Annotated in this window: 20 protein-coding genes; 18 read left to right on the top strand and 2 right to left on the bottom strand. The window is 39.6% G+C overall.

The genetic code is table 11. The features are described from left to right. Positions 1 to 16 precede the first annotated feature (16 nt). The 8 genes from fmt to spoVM all read left to right on the top strand — a co-directional run bounded on the left by fmt (position 17) and on the right by spoVM (position 7,578). Positions 17 to 958, top strand: a complete 942-nt coding sequence (fmt, locus tag MN204_RS04200) for a methionyl-tRNA formyltransferase (protein WP_249869832.1) — start codon at positions 17 to 19, stop codon at positions 956 to 958. Position 959: 1 nt separating this feature from the next. Beyond that, the gene (rsmB, locus tag MN204_RS04195; protein ID WP_249869831.1) at positions 960 to 2,306 is read left to right on the top strand and encodes a 16S rRNA (cytosine(967)-C(5))-methyltransferase RsmB; all 1,347 of its coding nucleotides are present in this window, start codon (positions 960 to 962) and stop codon (positions 2,304 to 2,306) included. Positions 2,307 to 2,412: 106 nt separating this feature from the next. Continuing rightward, positions 2,413 to 3,171 carry a Stp1/IreP family PP2C-type Ser/Thr phosphatase gene (locus tag MN204_RS04190; RefSeq protein ID WP_249869830.1) on the top strand — a complete coding sequence of 253 codons (759 nt, stop codon included), beginning with the start codon at positions 2,413 to 2,415 and terminating at the stop codon, positions 3,169 to 3,171. Further along, positions 3,168 to 5,258, top strand: coding sequence for a Stk1 family PASTA domain-containing Ser/Thr kinase (gene pknB, locus MN204_RS04185; protein ID WP_249869829.1), 2,091 nt, complete (start codon positions 3,168 to 3,170; stop codon positions 5,256 to 5,258). Before MN204_RS04190 ends, pknB begins: the two co-directional genes overlap by 4 nt. Continuing rightward, positions 5,259 to 6,140 (top strand): ribosome small subunit-dependent GTPase A, encoded by an 882-nt coding sequence (gene rsgA, locus MN204_RS04180; protein WP_249869828.1) that lies wholly within the window; start codon positions 5,259 to 5,261, stop codon positions 6,138 to 6,140. Positions 6,141 to 6,143: 3 nt separating this feature from the next. Further along, the gene (rpe, locus tag MN204_RS04175) at positions 6,144 to 6,800 is read left to right on the top strand and encodes a ribulose-phosphate 3-epimerase (protein WP_249869827.1); all 657 of its coding nucleotides are present in this window, start codon (positions 6,144 to 6,146) and stop codon (positions 6,798 to 6,800) included. 5 nt (positions 6,801 to 6,805) lie between these two features. Next, positions 6,806 to 7,462, top strand: coding sequence for a thiamine diphosphokinase (locus MN204_RS04170; protein WP_249869826.1), 657 nt, complete (start codon positions 6,806 to 6,808; stop codon positions 7,460 to 7,462). A gap of 32 nt (positions 7,463 to 7,494) precedes the next feature. Next, complete coding sequence (gene spoVM / locus MN204_RS04165; protein ID WP_249870233.1) at positions 7,495 to 7,578, top strand: stage V sporulation protein SpoVM; 84 nt, start codon at positions 7,495 to 7,497, stop codon at positions 7,576 to 7,578. Positions 7,579 to 8,031: 453 nt separating this feature from the next. Here spoVM and rpmB read toward each other — a convergent pair whose 3' ends face one another. Further along, the gene (rpmB, locus tag MN204_RS04160) at positions 8,032 to 8,220 is read right to left on the bottom strand and encodes a 50S ribosomal protein L28 (protein ID WP_010649390.1); all 189 of its coding nucleotides are present in this window, start codon (positions 8,218 to 8,220) and stop codon (positions 8,032 to 8,034) included. A 303-nt stretch (positions 8,221 to 8,523) separates the two neighbouring features. Here rpmB and MN204_RS04155 point away from each other — a divergent pair, with 303 nt between their 5' ends. Together MN204_RS04155 and MN204_RS04150 are read left to right on the top strand one after the other, a co-directional pair. Continuing rightward, positions 8,524 to 8,886 (top strand): Asp23/Gls24 family envelope stress response protein, encoded by a 363-nt coding sequence (locus MN204_RS04155; RefSeq protein WP_249869825.1) that lies wholly within the window; start codon positions 8,524 to 8,526, stop codon positions 8,884 to 8,886. Positions 8,887 to 8,915: 29 nt separating this feature from the next. Next, positions 8,916 to 10,577: a DAK2 domain-containing protein gene (locus MN204_RS04150; protein WP_249869824.1), complete on the top strand. Its 1,662-nt coding sequence runs from the start codon at positions 8,916 to 8,918 to the stop codon at positions 10,575 to 10,577. A 77-nt stretch (positions 10,578 to 10,654) separates the two neighbouring features. Here MN204_RS04150 and MN204_RS04145 read toward each other — a convergent pair whose 3' ends face one another. After that, entirely contained in the window at positions 10,655 to 11,926 is a 1,272-nt protein-coding gene (locus MN204_RS04145; RefSeq protein ID WP_249869823.1) for an NCS2 family permease, read from the bottom strand. Positions 11,927 to 12,142: 216 nt separating this feature from the next. Between MN204_RS04145 and sdaAB the strand changes: the two genes are divergently transcribed. The 8 genes from sdaAB to acpP all read left to right on the top strand — a co-directional run bounded on the left by sdaAB (position 12,143) and on the right by acpP (position 19,424). After that, entirely contained in the window at positions 12,143 to 12,805 is a 663-nt protein-coding gene (gene sdaAB, locus MN204_RS04140; protein WP_249869822.1) for an L-serine ammonia-lyase, iron-sulfur-dependent subunit beta, read from the top strand. Positions 12,806 to 12,825: 20 nt separating this feature from the next. After that, a complete protein-coding gene (gene sdaAA, locus MN204_RS04135) occupies positions 12,826 to 13,701 on the top strand; it encodes an L-serine ammonia-lyase, iron-sulfur-dependent, subunit alpha (RefSeq protein ID WP_249870232.1) in 876 nt (291 codons plus the stop codon). Positions 13,702 to 13,716: 15 nt separating this feature from the next. Then, positions 13,717 to 15,750, top strand: coding sequence for an ATP-dependent DNA helicase RecG (gene recG, locus MN204_RS04130; RefSeq protein ID WP_249869821.1), 2,034 nt, complete (start codon positions 13,717 to 13,719; stop codon positions 15,748 to 15,750). 85 nt (positions 15,751 to 15,835) lie between these two features. After that, on the top strand, positions 15,836 to 16,429 hold the full coding sequence (gene fapR / locus MN204_RS04125) for a transcription factor FapR (protein WP_249869820.1): 594 nt from the start codon (positions 15,836 to 15,838) through the stop codon (positions 16,427 to 16,429). Beyond that, the gene (gene plsX, locus MN204_RS04120; RefSeq protein ID WP_249869819.1) at positions 16,413 to 17,411 is read left to right on the top strand and encodes a phosphate acyltransferase PlsX; all 999 of its coding nucleotides are present in this window, start codon (positions 16,413 to 16,415) and stop codon (positions 17,409 to 17,411) included. Before fapR ends, plsX begins: the two co-directional genes overlap by 17 nt. A 4-nt stretch (positions 17,412 to 17,415) precedes the next feature. Beyond that, positions 17,416 to 18,354, top strand: a complete 939-nt coding sequence (fabD, locus tag MN204_RS04115; RefSeq protein ID WP_249869818.1) for an ACP S-malonyltransferase — start codon at positions 17,416 to 17,418, stop codon at positions 18,352 to 18,354. Then, complete coding sequence (fabG, locus tag MN204_RS04110) at positions 18,354 to 19,094, top strand: 3-oxoacyl-[acyl-carrier-protein] reductase (RefSeq protein WP_249869817.1); 741 nt, start codon at positions 18,354 to 18,356, stop codon at positions 19,092 to 19,094. The genes fabD and fabG overlap by 1 nt, the downstream gene beginning before the upstream one ends. A gap of 96 nt (positions 19,095 to 19,190) precedes the next feature. Beyond that, the gene (gene acpP / locus MN204_RS04105; RefSeq protein WP_249870231.1) at positions 19,191 to 19,424 is read left to right on the top strand and encodes an acyl carrier protein; all 234 of its coding nucleotides are present in this window, start codon (positions 19,191 to 19,193) and stop codon (positions 19,422 to 19,424) included. Positions 19,425 to 19,451 lie beyond the last annotated feature (27 nt).

Here is a 19,451-nt window from a genome sequence, read left to right as displayed (position 1 = left end):
AAAGAAGGTTTTTATGATGAAGCGAATAGTATTTATGGGGACACCGGATTTTTCAGTTCCTATATTACGAACACTTGTTGAATCTGAATATGAAATAGTGCTTGTTGTAACGCAACCAGATCGTCCCAAGGGGAGGAAACGTGTCATCACACCTCCACCCGTTAAAGTCGAGGCAGAAAGAAACAATATACCCGTATTTCAACCCGAGAAATTAAGGATTGATTATGAAGAAATTTTGAAATATGAACCAGATTTGATCGTTACAGCTGCCTATGGGCAATTACTTCCAAACGAAATTCTAGAAGCGCCTGAATTTGGTTGCATCAATGTTCATGCATCACTGCTTCCGGAATTACGTGGAGGAGCACCGATTCATTATGCAATCATGCAGGGCAAAAAAGAAACTGGAATTACCATTATGTACATGGTTGAAAAACTAGATGCAGGAGATATTTTGACGCAATGCTCCGTGCCCATTGAAAAAGGAGATCATGTAGGCAGTATGCATGATAAACTGTCGGCAGCAGGTGCAGAGCTGTTAACCGGGACATTGCCTAAACTCTTCGCAAAAGAACTTCACCCGAAGAAACAAAATGAGTCAGAAGCCACATTTGCCTCCAATATCAAGAGGGAGCAGGAAAAAATAGATTGGAATAAAAGCCACACTGAAATATACAATCATATTCGCGGATTGCATCCATGGCCGGTAGCTTTTACTACTTATGAGGGAAAGGTTATGAAAATCTGGTGGGGAGAACCCATTGAAACGACATATAATGGAATGGAACCTGGCGAAATTGCAACAAAGGATACGAATAATTTCATTGTAGTCTGCGGTGATCAAAAAGGGTTAAAAGTCACAGAAATTCAGCCAGCAGGTAAAAAGAGAATGTCAGTTAAAGATTATTTACAGGCGTCACAGGATCGTATAAAAACTGGGATAATATTAGGTGGATAATATGAAATATCAATTACGAAACACAATTCTGGATTTGCTGCTCCGGATAGAGAAGGATAGTGGATTCAGTCACTTATTGATCGACAGTGAAATAAAATCCAAACGGATCCCTCAGAAAGATGAAGGTCTTCTGACTGAAATCGTCTACGGGACAATCCAGAGACAGATTACTTTGGACTTCTATTTGGATAGCTATGTAAAAAACAGTAAAAAAATGGATCTTTGGGTAAGAATGCTTTTACGAATGTCACTATATCAAATGGTTTATCTTGATAAAGTACCAGATCATGCAATCATTCATGAGGCGGTCGAAATTGCGAAACAGCGTGGACATAAAGGAGTAGCTTCACTCGTCAATGGTGTTCTTCGGAATGTTCAGCGTAATGGTGTAACTGAAACAGATTCAATTGAAGATTCAGTTAAACGGTTGTCAGTTGTAACAAGTCATCCAGAATGGCTTGTGGAACGATGGATTGGTATTTACGGATATGAAACGACGAAGGCAATGTGTGAAGCAAATACCACAAAAAAACGTAGCTCTGTCCGGATTCAACCACTGAAGATTACACGGCAAGAAGCAATGGAAGCATTGCAGAAACAAGGGTTTGAAGTAAGAGAATCCAAATTTTCAGCACAAGGTATCATTATTGACAAAGGCAACATTCTGAATACAGAGCTATTTAAACAAGGTTATGTGACCATTCAGGATCAAAGTTCCATGCTTGTTGGAGAAATGCTTGATGCAAGACCTGGTATGCACATTTTGGATGGGTGCAGTGCACCTGGAGGGAAAGTGACCCATATTGCTGAAAAGATGCAAGATAAAGGTGAAATACACGCCTATGACTTGCATGACAAGAAAGTGAAACAGATTAATGAAAAAGCAGCATTGTTAAATTTGTCCATTATTAACGCGAATGCTTTTGACGCAAGAAAGCTTGATGAAATTCATGAAAATGAAAGCTTTGATCGAATATTGATTGATGCCCCGTGTTCAGGGTTAGGGGTAATAAGAGGTAAGCCTGAGATCAAATACCATAAAAAAGAAGATGACATTAAGCGACTTTCCAAAATTCAATTGGACATTCTTGAGAGCACCGCTCCTTTACTAAAAAAAGATGGTTTATTAATCTATAGCACATGCACAGTAGATGTCGAAGAGAATGAAAATGTTGTCAAGCAATTTCTGGAAAAAAATCACGATTTTCAAGTAGATATGGAGTTTTTTGAAAAACTGCCAACGGAATTAATAAAATCATCTGGCATAACAGAAATTGGACTACAATTATTCCCTCAGGATTATCAGACAGATGGATTCTTTTTGACACGCCTCAAAAAAAATGTATAATTTGGTTCTTTTATTGGCAAAATTGTGCAATACTTTATGTATAGTATGGTATGCAAACAATTAATGAAACAAACGATAACTTGCTAAAGAGCTGGGGGGGAAAAGCATGGAAGGTCATTTTCTGACTGACCGTGGTCAAGTTAGAAGCCATAACGAAGATTCCGGTGGGATATTTTATAACAAAGACAATCAGCTCATAGCTGTTATTGCAGATGGGATGGGTGGTCATCAGGCTGGAGATGTTGCAAGTAAACTTGCAACAGATTTAATCCGTGATAAATGGGAGCCACAATCTGGACTGAATACTTCAGAATCTCTGGAATCATGGTTATCAGCTTCTATTTCTGAGATCAATCAGTCCATCTACGAACATTCTCTTAAAAATAAGGAATGTAAGGGTATGGGCACAACAGTTGTAATTGCAATATGCACGGATGAATTTGTGACAGTAGCACATGTTGGTGACAGCAGGTGCTATATATCAGGAGAAAACGGCTTGAAGCAAATTACAGAGGACCATTCACTTGTAAATGAGCTGGTCCGAACGGGACAAATTACGGAGGACGATGCAGAACAGCATCCAAGAAAGAATGTTCTGCTGAAAGCGATGGGTACAGAACAATCTATTTCGGAAGATATCAAGACCGTGGAATGGGAGAAGGAAAACAGACTGTTACTATGTTCTGATGGATTATCCAATAAATTGAATGTTGAAGAACTGGCCGCATTTACACAGAAGCCTAATCCTTTGGCACAAATAGGACAAGAAATGATAGACCTTGCCAACGAACGGGGAGGAGAAGATAATATTTCTCTGATTCTTATCCAGCATGAATCTTCTTCGGAAGCAGGTGAAAATACATGAACAGTGGTCACCTCTTGAATGAACGCTATAAAATAAAAGCAAAAATTGGCGGGGGTGGGATGGCCAATGTATTTTTAGCCAGAGATATCATTCTGGACCGTGATGTTGCAGTAAAGGCTTTACGGATGGAATACATTAATGACCAGGAATTCATTGCGCGTTTTGATAGAGAAGCACAATCCGCAACGAGTTTATCGCATCCCAATATTGTAAATATCTTTGATGTCGGTGAAGAAGATCAATTACTTTATATGGTTATGGAATATGTGGACGGTATGACTTTAAAAGAATACATACAGCATTATGGACCGATTGATGTTCAGGAAGCTTTGGACTTTATGAAACAAATCAGTTCAGCAATTGCTCATGCGCATGCAAATGACATTGTTCATCGTGATATAAAGCCGCAGAATATTCTGGTTAACAGTTTTGGGCAGGCAAAGGTAACGGATTTTGGTATTGCTATTGCATTAAGTGCGACTTCTTTGACCCAGACAAATTCTATACTCGGATCTGTACATTACTTATCTCCTGAACAGGCAAGAGGTGGAATGGCTACTAAAAAGTCAGATATCTATTCAATGGGTATTGTTTTATTTGAGCTGCTTACAGGACGTCTGCCATTCTCTGGTCAGTCTCCAGTTTCCATTGCTCTAAAACATTTGCAGAGCAATACACCGTCTGTTAGAAGATTTAATCAGGACATACCGCAGAGCGTTGAAAATATAGTGCTGAAGGCAACAGCCAAGGACCCATTCCACCGGTACAACAGTATTTATGAATTGGAAGAGGCAATCGAAACAGCTTTGGATCCAGATAAGCTACATGAAGCCCCCTTTTCACCACCAATCGAAGTGGGTGAAGAAACGAAGGCCATCCCAATCATTACAGATCGTCAAATGGAAGAAGATATGGAACAGGCAACATTGGTCCATCAAGTAAATGAAGGAACCAAAAATTTCCCTGAGGAAAAAGAGGTAAAACAATCCTCCCAAAAGTCAGCAATGCCTGTAAAAAAGCAGCAAAAACAGAAAAAGAAATCAAAACCGGTGAAAGAGAAGAAGGGCAAGAAAAAATGGATAGCAATGTTCATTACGTTGTTTATTTTACTTGTAGCCACTGCAGCCGCACTTTTTCTGATTCCTGGTTTAATACAGCCACAAGATGTTATCGTAGAGGATGTCACAGAGCTGGAATATGAAGAGGCTAAGGAAATACTAGAAGCAAGTAATTTAGTTGTCGAGCGCGAGGATACTTACTCTGAAGATATAGAGGAAGGATTTGTAGTCCGATCGACTCCAAGGGCTGGCAGAACTGCTAGCGCGGGATCCACTGTTACGCTTTTTGTCAGTCAAGGTAAAGAGCGAGTTGCTTTTAATGATTATGTCGGACGGGATATTGGACAAGTAAGCAGACTTCTTGATGAAGCAGGGTTTACAGATGTGACGACTTATGAACAATATTCTAATAGACCAGTCGGAGAAATTATTACACAAATTCAGCCAGCTGCTGGCACTGAAGTGGTGCCAAGTGAAGAAAAGGTTATTTTCGAAATCAGTATGGGACCAGAATTGGTTAACTTGAACAATCTTACGGGAATGACTGAACAGGAAGCGAGATCCTATCTGGAAAATAATAATCTTTCGATGAGAGTTAATCAAGTAAACTCGGAAAATGTTCCGGCAGGATATGTGGTAAGGCAGGATCCAGCAACAGGTACGGAACTGGGAGAAGGCTCGACTGTTGATGTATATATATCGATTGGTCCCGAAGAAAGGCCACCCCGTTCGCATACAATCACTTACTCGGTGACATACAACCCTGAAACTGCTCCTGATGAAGGAAATGAAGAAGAGGGGGAACAGGTGGAACAAGAGGAACCTGTTGAGCAAATTATACGTGTATACATTGATGATGCAGAGAACGATATATCAAATCTATATGACGAGCAAATCATTACGGAAGACACTGATATTACTTTCACATTGACAATTGCTCCTGACAGTACAGCGGAATATATAATCATGAGAGACGATGAAGTCGTCAGAAATAAAACAGTATCCTATGAAGGGGAAGAGGTTGACTAAATGGCAGAAGGCAGAATTGTAAAAGCTTTAAGCGGATTTTATTATGTACAATCGGGTGACAAGATCTATTCCTGTAAAGGAAGAGGAGTTTTTCGTAACAGAAAGATTACTCCGCTTGTAGGTGATTTTGTTCAATTTGAAGAAAGCAATCCTGGTGAAGGATATATCATGGAAATTGAAAAAAGAACAAATGAACTAGTCCGGCCGCCAATAGCAAATATCAATCAAGCCATTATAGTCAGCTCAGCAGTGTCTCCCGATTTCAGTACTTTATTGCTCAATCGGTTTCTAGTGTTGATTGAATCAAAAGATATTGAACCATTAATATTTATTACGAAGATTGATTTAATTTCAGATGAAAAACGAGAGGAAATGGAGAACTATAGGCAGCTATTTGAAAAAATTGGGTATTCGGTTGAATTATTATCCTCAAAACAACCCGATAATATACCAGAACTGGAGCATTACTTTGCGGGTAAAGTGTCTGTTTTTGCAGGTCAATCCGGGGTGGGGAAATCTTCCCTTTTAAATGTTTTGAAACCTTCTCTTCTTTTAAAGACAGCCGAAATTTCAAAAAGCCTTGGAAGAGGAAAACATACAACAAGGCATGTGGAGCTTATGGAGATTAATGGAGGACTGGTAGCAGATACGCCTGGTTTCAGTATCCTCGAATTTAGTGAAATAGAAGCAGAAGAGCTGACAGATTGTTTTCCTGAAATGAGAGCAATAAAGGAGAATTGTAAATTCCGGGGCTGCATGCATCATAAAGAACCGAAATGTGCAGTTAAGGAAGCAGTAGAAAACGAAGAAATTCCGAGGTTCCGATATGAACATTATTTGAGCTTCCTGGAAGAAATCCAAGATAGAAAGCCGAGGTATTAACATATGACAAAGATTGCCCCATCAATATTATCAGCAGATTTTTCAAAATTGGGTGAGGAGATAAAGGATGTAGAAGCAGGTGGTGCGGATTATATCCATGTTGATGTAATGGATGGACATTTTGTTCCAAATATTACAATTGGACCGTTGATTGTAGAAGCAATCAAACCGGTCACTTCATTACCATTGGATGTACACTTAATGATTGAAAATCCCGATCCTTTTATCCCTGAATTCGCAAAAGCTGGTGCTTCCATCATTACGGTACATCAGGAAGCCTGCACACATTTGCATCGCACCATTCAACTGATTAAAGCTAATGGCTCAAAAGCAGGAGTTGTCATTAATCCGGCAACACCGGCAGAAATGATCAAGCCAATTCTTCGGGAAGTCGATCTCGTCTTAATTATGACTGTGAATCCAGGTTTTGGGGGACAAACATTTATCCAAGAAACGCTAGAAAAAATTAGCCAGGTTGATACTTGGAGAAAGGAATTGAACCTTTCATTCGAAATAGAAGTAGATGGAGGGGTCAATACCGATACGGCAAAACTATGCACAGATGCTGGAGCAGACGTGCTTGTAGCCGGTAGTGCTGTTTTTAATCAATCTGATCGACATCAGGCGATTAAAGATATTCTTACATCAACGAAAGGATAGTATGAATGAAATCAGTAGGAATTGTAGGTAATGGACCGGCCAATTTGCTTCCGGATCTCCTTCTATTTAAGGGAAAAATAGATATATGGATTGGAGCAGATCGCGGTGCATATACACTGACTGAGAAAGATATCCCGGTTGAATATGCAGTAGGTGATTTTGACTCCATAACTGACAATGAAAAATTATTAATGGAGCAAAACACAAAATATATGGAGGAATATCCCTCCGAAAAAGATGAGACAGATATAGAAATTGCTTTAAACAAGGCTTTTGAGCTGGAACCTGAGAATATTTATCTGTTTGGAGTCACTGGGGGTAGGATTGACCATGAACTTATCAATATCCAGTTACTGTACTTAATCAGAAATAAAGGAATCAATGGTTATGTTGTTGATAAATCCAACTCAATCGAAATGGCATTCCCTGGCACCCATACAATTTTAAAAAATGAAGCCTATCCATACATTTCTTTTATTCCATTCACAAAAGTGGTGGAAGGTATTAACCTTAAAGGGTTTTACTATCCTTTGGAAAATGCAAACGTCTCTTGGGGGTCTACACGTTGCATCTCGAACAAGCTTCTTTCAAAAAAAGGTACTTTTTCTTTTGAAAAAGGCATACTATTACTAGTAAAGAGTTGTGATACGATTCAAGCATAGTTTGAATTGTAGAACAGGAGGGGTCCCTGCTTATGAAATTTTATACTATTAAACTTCCAAGGTTTGTTGGTGGATTTGTTAGGGTTGTAATTGGGATGTTCAAAAAAGATAAATAATTATTGCCACGCTTTTGTCACAGGTTGACAGAAGCTTTCTTTTTTATGAGCTCTTTTCGTAATCTTTGTTGGTTTATAACAATCGGAGTAGAGATAAACTGCTTCTTTTTATTGGAAAATATTTTCCCAGGCAACCGCTCTGGGAAATACAAAAGCGCAGTGTATACGGGCTGCGGTTGCCGAAGTAACTTGTTCCATTAACAGGGAAGTTACGTCGGAGTTTACTTAAAATGTTGAGGCTTATAAAGTAACATAAATTACGAAAACAGTCTTACCTTTTTCACGTCAGCAAGGTGATTATTAGTGGCTTTCTAAGTTTAACTCAGTTAAATATTTGAACTTATTTTATTGGGACGAAAGTTGCGTTAAGTATATATTAAGGAAATATAAAAAAACACCTGATGCATGCATCGGGTGTTTTTTGGCTCAACAACTAATGTTATTTACGTTATATTAAACGCGCTCTACTTTACCTGATTTAAGGGCACGTGCAGAGACATAAACTTTTTTAGGTTTGCCGTCTACCATAATACGTACTTTTTGCACATTAGCTTTCCAATTACGCTTGTTGGAATTCATAGCGTGAGAGCGTTGGTTTCCACTGCGAGTTTGACGTCCAGTTACAACACATTTTCTAGCCATGTTAATCCCTCCTTACTCTATCATGTGTCATTATTACTTATATAATTTATCATAACTAAGCTTAGAATGCAATGAATGTTTTTCCTGATATCGTTATTTTAGCAGTCTGTATACAGCTTGATAAAGAATAAGTACTTGACAGATGAACCAGTATCGTCCATTGTAATAAGTGGAATTTTTTGTTTCCCTTTATCACTAAATATTAGTAGTTGCTTTTAAATATAATCAGGCTATAGTATAATTTGCTTATATTATGTTTCCGAGTTTAAGAGGAACTTTTGACAGGAATTAAGGAGGATTATGATGTCCATTGAACTTAATACAAATGATGGTCAAGTAACAATTACAAATGAAGTTATTGCTACCATTGCAGGTGGAACGGCAGTAGAGTGTTATGGTATTGTTGGGATGGCATCCAAAAGTCAAATCAAGGATGGTATCGCCGAAATCCTGAGAAAAGAGAATTACTCCCGAGGGATTGTAGTTCGTCAGGAAGAGGAGAAACTGCATATTGATATGTATATAATCGTCAGCTATGGTACAAAGATATCTGAAGTGGCAAACAATGTACAATCACAGGTAAAGTATACGTTAAGTCAATCATTAGGATTATCAATTGACTCAGTAAATATATATATTCAAGGAGTCCGTGTAGCAAAAGATTAATTTTGCTTCAGTTTGGAGGAGGAAATACAGTGACGGTTGTAAAGTTAGATGGAGCAATGTTAACACAAATGATTCTTTCCGGAGCACATCATTTAACAAACAATGCTAAAAAAATTGATGCACTAAATGTCTTTCCGGTACCAGATGGTGATACCGGCACAAATATGAATTTATCGATGACATCAGGAGCGAATGAAGTAAGAAAGCTGACTAGCAATAATGTTTCTGAAGTCGCAAATGCTTTTGCAAAAGGTTTATTAATGGGTGCCAGAGGAAACTCAGGTGTCATACTGTCGCAAATATTCCGGGGCTTTGCAAGAGGTATGGAAAAGAAACAAGAGCTGACAGTAACTGATTTTGCCCAGGCCTTTGATGCTGGAGTGATTACTGCCTATAAGGCTGTTATGAAGCCTGTTGAAGGTACCATTTTGACTGTAGCAAAAGATTCAGCAAAAAAAGCAGTAAGTGAGTCTAAAAATGAAAAAGATGTTATCGCCTTCATGGAAAAGGTATTGGTTGAAGCAAAAGCTTCACTCCGAAGAACTCCAGATCTGCTGCCTGTATTAAAAGAAGTTGGCGTAGTTGATTCAGGTGGACAAGGCCTTGTAACAATCTATGAAGGGTTCTTGGCTGCTCTAAAAGGTGAGGAGCTTCCAGAGGATGCAACTGATGTAAGAATGGAAGAAATGGTTAATGCCGAACATCATAAAGTAACACAGGATTTCATGGACACTTCTGATATTGTCTTTGGATATTGTACAGAGTTCATGGTAAAGTTTGAAGATGAAAAATTGGCAAAGAATCCATTCAGTGAAGAAGATTTTCGTAATGAACTGAGTGAACTTGGCGATTCTTTACTTGTTGTATCTGATGAAGACATTGTGAAAGTCCATGTCCATTCTGAAACTCCAGGAACATGTCTTACACTAGGACAGCGATTCGGAAGTTTGATCAACATGAAAATTGAAAACATGCGTGAACAACATACGGCACTTGTTGGAGATCATCAAAAGAAGTCAACTCCTAAAGACAGAACCGAATATGCCATTGTAACAGTTGCAATGGGAAGCGGTCTTAAATCATTGTTTGAGAGCCTCGGGGCATCAGTGGTCATAGAAGGCGGACAAACAATGAATCCTAGTACACAGGATATTACAGACGCCATCAAAAAAGCGCATGCGAACAACATACTTATTTTGCCAAACAACAAAAATATTCTGATGGCTGCAGATCAGGCTGCAGAACTTGCGGAGGAGAATGTCAAAGTAGTCCCTACCAAGACAATACCTCAAGGAATTAGCGCGATGCTTGCATATCATCCGGAATCTGCTATTGATGAAAACAGAGACAGGATGGATGAAGCCCGCAAGCAAGTGAAAACAGGGCAGATCACTTATGCTGTCAGAGATACACAAATTGATGGCATTACAATTGAAAAAGGCAACTTCATGGGGATTGATGAGGGTAAAATCGTTGCAACCCATAAGGATAAAGCAGAAGCAACAAAATTATTGTTGAAGGAAATTATGACAGATGATGATGAAATACTGACCATTTTATATGGCAATGATGTGAATGATGAAGAGGTTGAAAAACTTGTCTCATTCGTTGAAGAAACATATGAAGACGTTGAAATTGAAGTTCACAATGGCAACCAGCCTATATATTCCTATATCTTCTCTGTAGAATAAGATAAGTGACTATGCGAATAATTGCATAGTCACTTTTTCTTTTTAGCAGATAGGGAAAGTATAAAACTTTCCAAACGTTACAGTCCAGCAATCTTTAAAATAAAACTGAGTAAAAATAAGACCGATATTGCTATTAGTGGTTTGGAGAGGTCCCTTTGTTTACCTAAAGCTGCTTTAACCAGCGGGTAAGCAATGAAACCGAAAGCCATGCCATCACCTATACTGTATGTGAATGGAATCATCACAACAATCAGGAGAGCTGGAATACTCTCCGACAAATTGCTTAACGGTAAGTGACGTATATTTTGCGCCATCAAAAAGCCAACGATAATTAATATAGGGCTTATTGCTGAATTTGGAACGATTGATATCCAAGGAATAATAACGATCGTAGCCAAAAACAATAGACCAGCCGTAATGGCAGCTCTTCCTGTCTTTCCACCTGAAGCAATGACCGCAGCATTTTCCGCTCCGGAAACAGTTGGTGAAGTACCAAAAAATGCGGAAGCGGTAGCAGAAATAGCCGTAATTCGATATGCTTTGTTATAGCTTTTATCCCTGTCCAGCATTTGTAGTTGTCCAGTCAAAATACCCATGTTCTCAAAAATGAGAATTAATGCTAATGGAAATACTGCGACCCAGAAGGAAAATTCCCCTGCTGCGGAAAAAGACGGCATAAAGAGAAGTTCGCTGAAATTTATACTGACTGTAGTCATTTCAGCTTTTGGAAGACCGAAAAGCATTGCAAGTAATGTTCCAACGACCATTGTAATTAAAAAGTTCGCAGGCACATTCTTAACGAATACATAGATGGCAAAAAATAAAGTGAGAAGACTAACAATGACAGTGGTTGATGTAAAATCACCAATCTCAATGATGGTACTTTCCCCACTCGTTATAAGACCGCTATTTTCTAAGCCAATCAGTATCAGGAAAAAACCGAGTCCAACGGTAATTCCGTGTTTCAAAGATTCTGGTATGGAATCTTTTAAGATTACACCAAGTTTGCTGAATGCTGTAAGGATGAAAATAAGTCCAGCAACGAGAACGACAGCTAAGCCTTCCTGAAACGTAAATCCGTTGTTGCCAACGATGGAATAGGCAAATAGAGCGTTGATTCCCATTCCTGGTATTAGTATTAAGGGTAGCTTACCGTATAATCCCATCATCATTGTACCTACGAAAGTAGCCATTATCGTAGCAATCATGCCAGCTTCAAGGGAAATACCCGCATCACTTAGTATCGATCCATTGACGATAACAATATATACTGTTGTGAAATAGCCTATTACTCCAGCAATTATCTCATTTCCTAAAGGGACTCTTTGTTTATCGCCAGGTTGTTTCATCTGAATTCCTCATCTGTTCTTACATCCCTCTCCCACCCGAATATAGAAAAAGCTGTTATATATTTTCAGCTATCAATCATGTACTATTTATTAAAAAGATAGGACAGATTTATAAACAAATGCTAATTCTATAATCCACAAATGATTATTATAGTCTTTTTTGTTATACTTTACAATAGAGTAAGATTTATTCGAAATGAAAAGGCGGTGAGTCGCATGAAATATAATTCAGTCTTTGATATTATTGGTCCGGTCATGGTCGGGCCATCAAGCTCACATACGGCAGGAGCAGCACGGATAGGAAAGGCAGCACGAAATTTATTTGGAAAACAACCAAAATGGGCAAAAATCCATTTATATGAATCCTTTGCCAAAACATATAAAGGACATGGAACAGATTTTGCATTGGCAGGAGGATTATTAGGTTTTGAAACAGACGATCCACGGATGAGCAAGGCATTGGATATTGCCAAAGCCAATGGACTTGAAATCGAATTTTTTGAAGACAGCGCCTCCGTAGATCACCCAAATACAGCCCGTCTTGTTATTGGTGATGAAACAGATCAGCTGGAGCTTGTTGGGATTTCAATAGGTGGAGGAAAGGTCGAAATTACAGAACTCAATGGTTTCGAACTTCGACTTTCCGGTAACCACCCTGCTATTCTGATTATGCATACAGATCGGTTTGGAGCAATCGCTTCTGTTACTCGTATTCTTGCCAAGCATGAAATCAATATCGGTCATATGGAGGTCAACAGAAGAGATGTTGGTAAGGAAGCATTAATGGTCATTGAAGTGGATCAGAATGTGGAAGATACCATTTTAAAGGAACTGGAAGAAGCTGACCATATTATTCAAATTAGTAAAATTGTCAGCTGATACCGGAGAGGAGTTTTATGATGTTCAGAACAGTTGCCGAATTGGTTGAGATAGCTCAAAAGGAAAACATTTTAATTTCTGAAGTGATGATACGCCAGGAAATGGACGTTAAAGAGAAAACGCGTAAAGAAGTATTTGCAGAAATGGAAAAAAACCTGCAAGTAATGGAAAGAGCCATCGATGATGCAATGCAAGGTGTCGAATCGGTTACAGGCCTTACTGGCGGTGATGCAGTTCGCATACAAAAATATATGAAAGAAAAAACACCGTTATCGGGCCATCTTATGATGGATGCGGTAAGTAAAGCAATGGGGACAAATGAAGTAAATGCAGCGATGGGCATTATTTGTGCTACCCCAACTGCTGGGAGTGCAGGTTGTGTACCAGGTACGTTGTTTGCCGTTAAAGAACAGCTTCATCCTACACGTGAACAAATGATACGTTACCTGTTCACGGCAGGGGCCTTTGGTTTTGTAGTAGCCAATAATGCATTTATTTCAGGTGCTGCCGGAGGGTGTCAGGCTGAAGTTGGATCTGCCGGTGCCATGGCTTCAGCAGCAATTGTCGAAATGGCTGGTGGTACACCTCAGCAATCAGCCGAGGCATTTGCCATTACGTTGAAAAATATGCTGGGACTTGTTTGTGATCCAGTTGCTGGTCTTGTTGAAGTACCATGTGTTAAAAGGAATGCAGGTGGCTCGTCTTTGGCAATTGTATCTGCTGACCTTGCCCTGGCAGGGGTCACAAGCAAAATACCATGTGATGAAGTAATTGGTGCAATGTACCGTATTGGTAAACAAATGCCTTCCAGCTTACGTGAAACTGGAGAAGGTGGATTGGCAGATACCCCAACCGGCAGATTGCTAAAAGAAAAAATTTTTGGAATGACTATGTAGAGAGAGTGATTTGCTGTGCTTAGCGAGCCCGTAACAAAGTTAAAAGGAGTGGGACAAAAGGCTGCTGAAGATCTGGCATCGATGAATATTCACACGATTGCAGATCTTCTATACTACTTCCCATATCGATATGATGTATATGAAATAAAGCCACTTAGTGAACTGATACATGATGATAAAGTTACTATTGAGGGAAGGGTGGTTCATGAACCTTCCCTTACTTTTTATGGCAGAAATAAATCAAGGCTATCCTTTACGTTAGAAGTGGAAGGCATAGCGGTAAAGGCAGTAATGTTCAACCGGGCATTTGCCAAAAAGCAAATTATTCCCGATAACATGATTACGCTAACAGGTAAATGGGATGCCCATAGGCTGCAGATTACGGTTAGTAATTATAAATTGGGCCCTGCTGAAGACCAAGCTAATATCAATCCGGTCTATTCGTTAAAAGGAGATTTTACAAACATAAAACTAAAAAAAATAATCAAGACAGCATGGAGCGAACATGGAGATGACATTCATGAACTATTGCCCATTCATTATCTTAAATCCTATAAAATACCAGGACGCAAAGATGCAGTGTTTTCCATGCATTTTCCACAGAACAGAAGCGTACTAAAACATGCACGGCGCAGATTTACATATGAAGAGTTCTTGCTTTTTCAACTGAAAATGCAATTGCTGCGTAAGCTAAAACGTGAATCAACACAAGGCAATACCCAGCATTACGAAGCTGTGAAAGTACAGGAGTTCATAGAGGCATTTCCTTTTTCACTTACAACTGCACAGCAAAAATCACTCAATCAAATACTGGCCGATTTAAAATCCCCTTATCGTATGAATCGACTGCTGCAAGGTGATGTTGGGTCAGGGAAAACAGCGGTGGCTGCAATAAGTCTATATGCTTCCATTACAGCCGGAAAGCAGGGGGCATTAATGGTTCCAACTGAAATCCTCGCTGAACAGCATTATCAGTCTTTAACAGAACTATTTGGAGACCTGGCAACAATTGTCCTGCTAACTGGTTCTGTAAAAGGAAAAAGAAGAAAGGAAATACTTTCGACCATTCAAAATGGTGATGCAGATATTATAGTTGGAACACACGCACTGATTCAGGATGAGGTCATATTCAATGATTTGGGCTTTGTGATTGTTGATGAGCAGCACCGGTTTGGTGTAGAACAGAGAAGAACCCTTCGAGATAAAGGGCTGAATCCCGATGTATTGTTTATGACAGCAACACCTATACCGAGGACGCTCGCAATTACTGCTTTTGGTGATATGGATGTATCCGTCATCGACGAAATGCCAGTTGGCAGAAAAGAAATTGAAACGATTTGGACAAAGGAAAACACGTTTGAAAGAATACTAGATTTTATAGCTAAGCGGGTTGCAGAAGGTGAACAGGCGTATGTCATCAGTCCTTTAATTGAGGAATCGGACAAACTGGATATTCAAAATGCAGTTGATCTTTTTCATCAGCTACAGGAATATTACCCTCCGGAAGTTAACGTCGGTTTAATGCATGGCAGGCTGCCTGCTGCCGAAAAGGATGGGATAATGAAACAATTTGCAGCCAACGATATTCAAGTTCTTGTTTCGACCACTGTTGTGGAGGTTGGTGTAAATGTACCAAACGCAACAATTATGGTTATCTATGACGCGGAAAGATTTGGATTATCACAGCTTCATCAGTTGAGAGGAAGGGTTGGCAGAGGAGACAAGCAAAGCTACTGTATTCTTATTGCAGAACCAAAAGGCGAAGTGGGAAAAGAACGAATGCGGATTATGACTGAAACAGCTAATGGTTTTGAATTGTCAGAACAGGATCTTAAATTGCGGGGACCAGGTGATTTCTTTGGGAAAAAACAGAGTGGGATACCAGAATTTAAGGTGGCTGATATGATACATGATTACCGAGCATTGGAAACGGCAAGAAATGATGCCCAGGAAATCATAGAAATGAACTTGTTAGAAAATGACAAGAATTACGATTCATTAAGGAAGTATTTGGAGCAGGAATTTTCCTTTGTAGATAAACTGGATTGATTGTTAACTTGCATAATTATAGATGGTATTATATATTACTATTAGTACCAAGTCTTAAATAACAAAGATTGTGGATGGTGCCATGATGAGGAAAACAAAAGCGGAGCGTCAGCAACAGTTGAAAGAGCGGATTGAGCAGACTCCATTCATAACGGATGAACAGCTTGCCAAAGTATTTAACGTTAGTATTCAGACGATACGACTTGATCGAATGGAACTCGCCATACCCGAATTGAGGGAACGCATCAAATATGTTGCGACTAATCAATGGAATGAAACCGTAAAAGCATTACCACTCGATGAAGTAATCGGTGAAATAATAGATTTGGAATTGGACAAGCGTGCGATATCTATACTGGATATCACAACAGATCTTGTTTTTTCGAGAAACAAAATAGCTAGGGGACATCATTTGTTTGCTCAGGCCAATTCACTGGCTGTGGCAGTAATAAATGATGAACTGGCTCTAACTGCAAAATCAGAAGTTAAGTTTACCCGTCAGGTTATTGAAGGGGAACGTGTGATAGCAAAGGCGATTATTGAAGGTAAAGATGAAAAAGGACGTACGGTTGTAAATGTGGATAGTTTTGTAGATAATGAGAAAGTTTTTACCGGTCTCTTTTTTATGTATCAATCAAGTGAGAATAAAGGGGAGAATGAAAATGAGATTAGCAATTGATGCTATGGGAGGCGACCATGCTCCAAAGGAAATTGTTCTAGGCGCAATGGACGCAGTGTCAGAAATCGATAATCTGACAATCACTCTTTTTGGTGATGAAAATCAGATTAAACCGCTTCTAACGGATACCAAAAATATAGAAATTATACATACGGATGAGGTTATCACTAGTGATGATGAACCAGTTCGTGCGGTGCGCAGGAAGAAAAATTCCTCACTTGTACGAATGGCTAAAGCTGTTAAAGAAGGCGAGGCAGATGCCTGTATATCAGCTGGGAATACCGGGGCATTAATGAGTGCCGGATTGTTTGTAATCGGAAGAATTCCAGGAATCGACCGGCCGGCATTAAGTCCTACACTTCCAACCATTGACGGCAAAGGTTTTTTGATGCTGGATGTAGGTGCAAATGTGGATGCCAAGGCGAGTCACCTTGTACAATATGCGATTATGGGGTCCATCTATTCCGAAAAAGTGCGCAAGATTTCAAACCCAACTGTTGGATTGCTTAATGTCGGAACAGAAGAAGGAAAAGGAAATGAACTGACAAAAAAAGCGTTTGAACAATTGAAAGACGCCCCAATAAACTTTATCGGAAACGTGGAAGCAAGAGATATTCTGAATCGTGCTGCCGATGTGGTCGTTACGGATGGATTCAGTGGAAATATTGCTTTAAAGACCATTGAAGGTACAGCACAAACTATTTTCACATTGTTAAAAGATACTTTCATGTCATCCACAAAAACAAAAATCGCAGCAGGTCTTGTTAAAAATGATCTGAGAGGGCTCAAAAATAAGCTGGATTACTCTGAATATGGAGGTGCCGGTCTTTTTGGACTTGCTGCTCCAGTCATCAAAGCACATGGATCATCGAACAGAAGGGCAATTTTAAGTGCAATAAAGCAGGCTGATCATATGGTGAAGCATCATGTGACGGACACGATTAAAACAACAGTAGAATCAATTGAATTAGGTAAGGAGTGATTGTATGAAACGGGTGGCATTTATGTTTCCTGGACAAGGTTCACAGGCCGTTGGGATGGGCAAGGAATTTCATGATGAATTCCCATTGGTACAGGAACTTTTCCAAAAGGCGAATGATGTATTAGATAAAGATATAAAGGGAATTATGTTTGATGGCCCTGCAGAAGTACTAACAGAGACTGAAAATGCCCAACCGGCACTTCTATTGACAAGCATCGCTATACATAGATTATTACAACAGGAAAAAGTAGAAGCTGTTATGACAGTCGGTCACAGTCTTGGTGAATATAGTGCACTGGTTGCTGCCGATGCCCTCACCTTGGAAGACGCACTTCCGCTTGTTGCTATCCGCGGTAAGTTGATGGAAGAAGCGTTTCCGAAAGGTCAGGGTACGATGGCCGCTGTTCTTGGCTTGAGTGAACAAGAAGTTTCAGATACGTTGAAGAAGATTACGGATGAAGTGGTGGACCTTGCCAATTTAAACTGTCCAGGCCAGCTAGTTATATCCGGTTCCAAAGAAGGAATCGATGCAGCTTCCGGTTTATTGAAGGAAAAAGGAGCAAAACGCGTGCTTCCCTTGAATGTAAGCGGACCTTTCCATTCAAGATTGATGAAGCCTGCCAATGAGGAGTTTGGGCGCTATTTGGATCAAACACCTATAAAAGACGCAACCATTCCGGTGTTTGCTAATGTATCAGCGGAAGCTGTCACATCAGGCGAGGAAATACAGGAGTTGCTTCTTAAACAGCTTTACTCTCCGGTACGATTTGAAGAGTCGATCAATCATATGATTGAAGCGGGTGTTGATGCATTTGTAGAAGTAGGAAATGGAAAAGTGCTTTCTGGCTTGCTTCGAAAAATCAACAAAAAAGTCCCTACTTTTGCCGTGCAGGATATGAAGTCAATGAATGAATTTATTACATGGTATAGGGAGGATTCATAATGCTGAAAGGAAAAAATGCACTTGTAACCGGTGCTTCACGGGGAATCGGAAGAGCAATCGCTTTGGAACTTGCAAAACAAGGAGCAAACGTAGCTGTTAACTATGCCGGAAGTGAAGCGAAGGCACAGGCAGTCGTTGAAGAAATCCAAGGACTTGGTGTGAAGTCATTTAAGGTTCAAGCTGATGTGGCCGATGAAGCAAATGTAAAAGAGATGGTAAAGCAAGTAATTACTGAATTTGGAAGTCTGGATATTTTAGTGAATAATGCTGGTGTGACAAGAGATAACCTACTCATGCGTATGAAAGTAGAAGAATTTGATCAGGTTATTAATACGAATCTGAAAGGCGTCTTTGTTTGTACAAAAGCTGTCACAAGACAGATGATGAAGCAAAAGTCCGGAAGAATTATAAATGTTGCATCTATTGTCGGAGTCAGCGGCAATCCGGGACAGGCAAACTATGTGGCGGCCAAAGCAGGTGTTATTGGTCTGACAAAAACTACTGCTAAAGAGCTTGCATCTCGGAATATCCTGGTAAACGCGGTAGCTCCAGGATTTATCTCTACTGATATGACTGATGAACTGACCGATGAACAAAAGGAAGGCATGATAGGCCTGATTCCATTGGCAAAACTAGGTACACCAGAAGACGTAGCAAAAGTAGTCCGCTTCCTCGCAACAGATGACGCCAACTACATTACCGGCCAAACGATCCATATCGATGGCGGAATGGTGATGTAAAATTAAAGAAGCGGAACTGTCTGTTGAGGGACGAACAGACTACACTAGAATTCAGAATCAATATCTTTTATACTACTTGAAGGGAGGTGAAGTATGATGGCAGACGTATTTGATCGTGTAAAAGCTATTATCGTAGATCGTCTTGATGTTGATGAATCAAAAATTACCATGGAAGCCTCTTTTAAAGATGACTTGGAAGCAGATTCTTTAGATGTTGTGGAACTCGTAATGGAATTGGAAGATGAATTTGACACCGAAATCGCAGACGAAGATGCTGAAAAAATAAATACAGTTGGTGATGCTGTGAATTACATAAACAGCAAAGCTTAATCTGGTGGAAAATACGCTTTACAGAAA

Origin of the sequence: Oceanobacillus saliphilus (genome assembly GCF_023522835.1) — a bacterium.
Taxonomy (GTDB): domain Bacteria; phylum Bacillota; class Bacilli; order Bacillales; family Amphibacillaceae; genus Oceanobacillus; species Oceanobacillus saliphilus.
The sequence above is the reverse complement of the archived record's forward strand: the minus strand, read 5'-3'. Positions and strand labels throughout refer to the sequence as shown.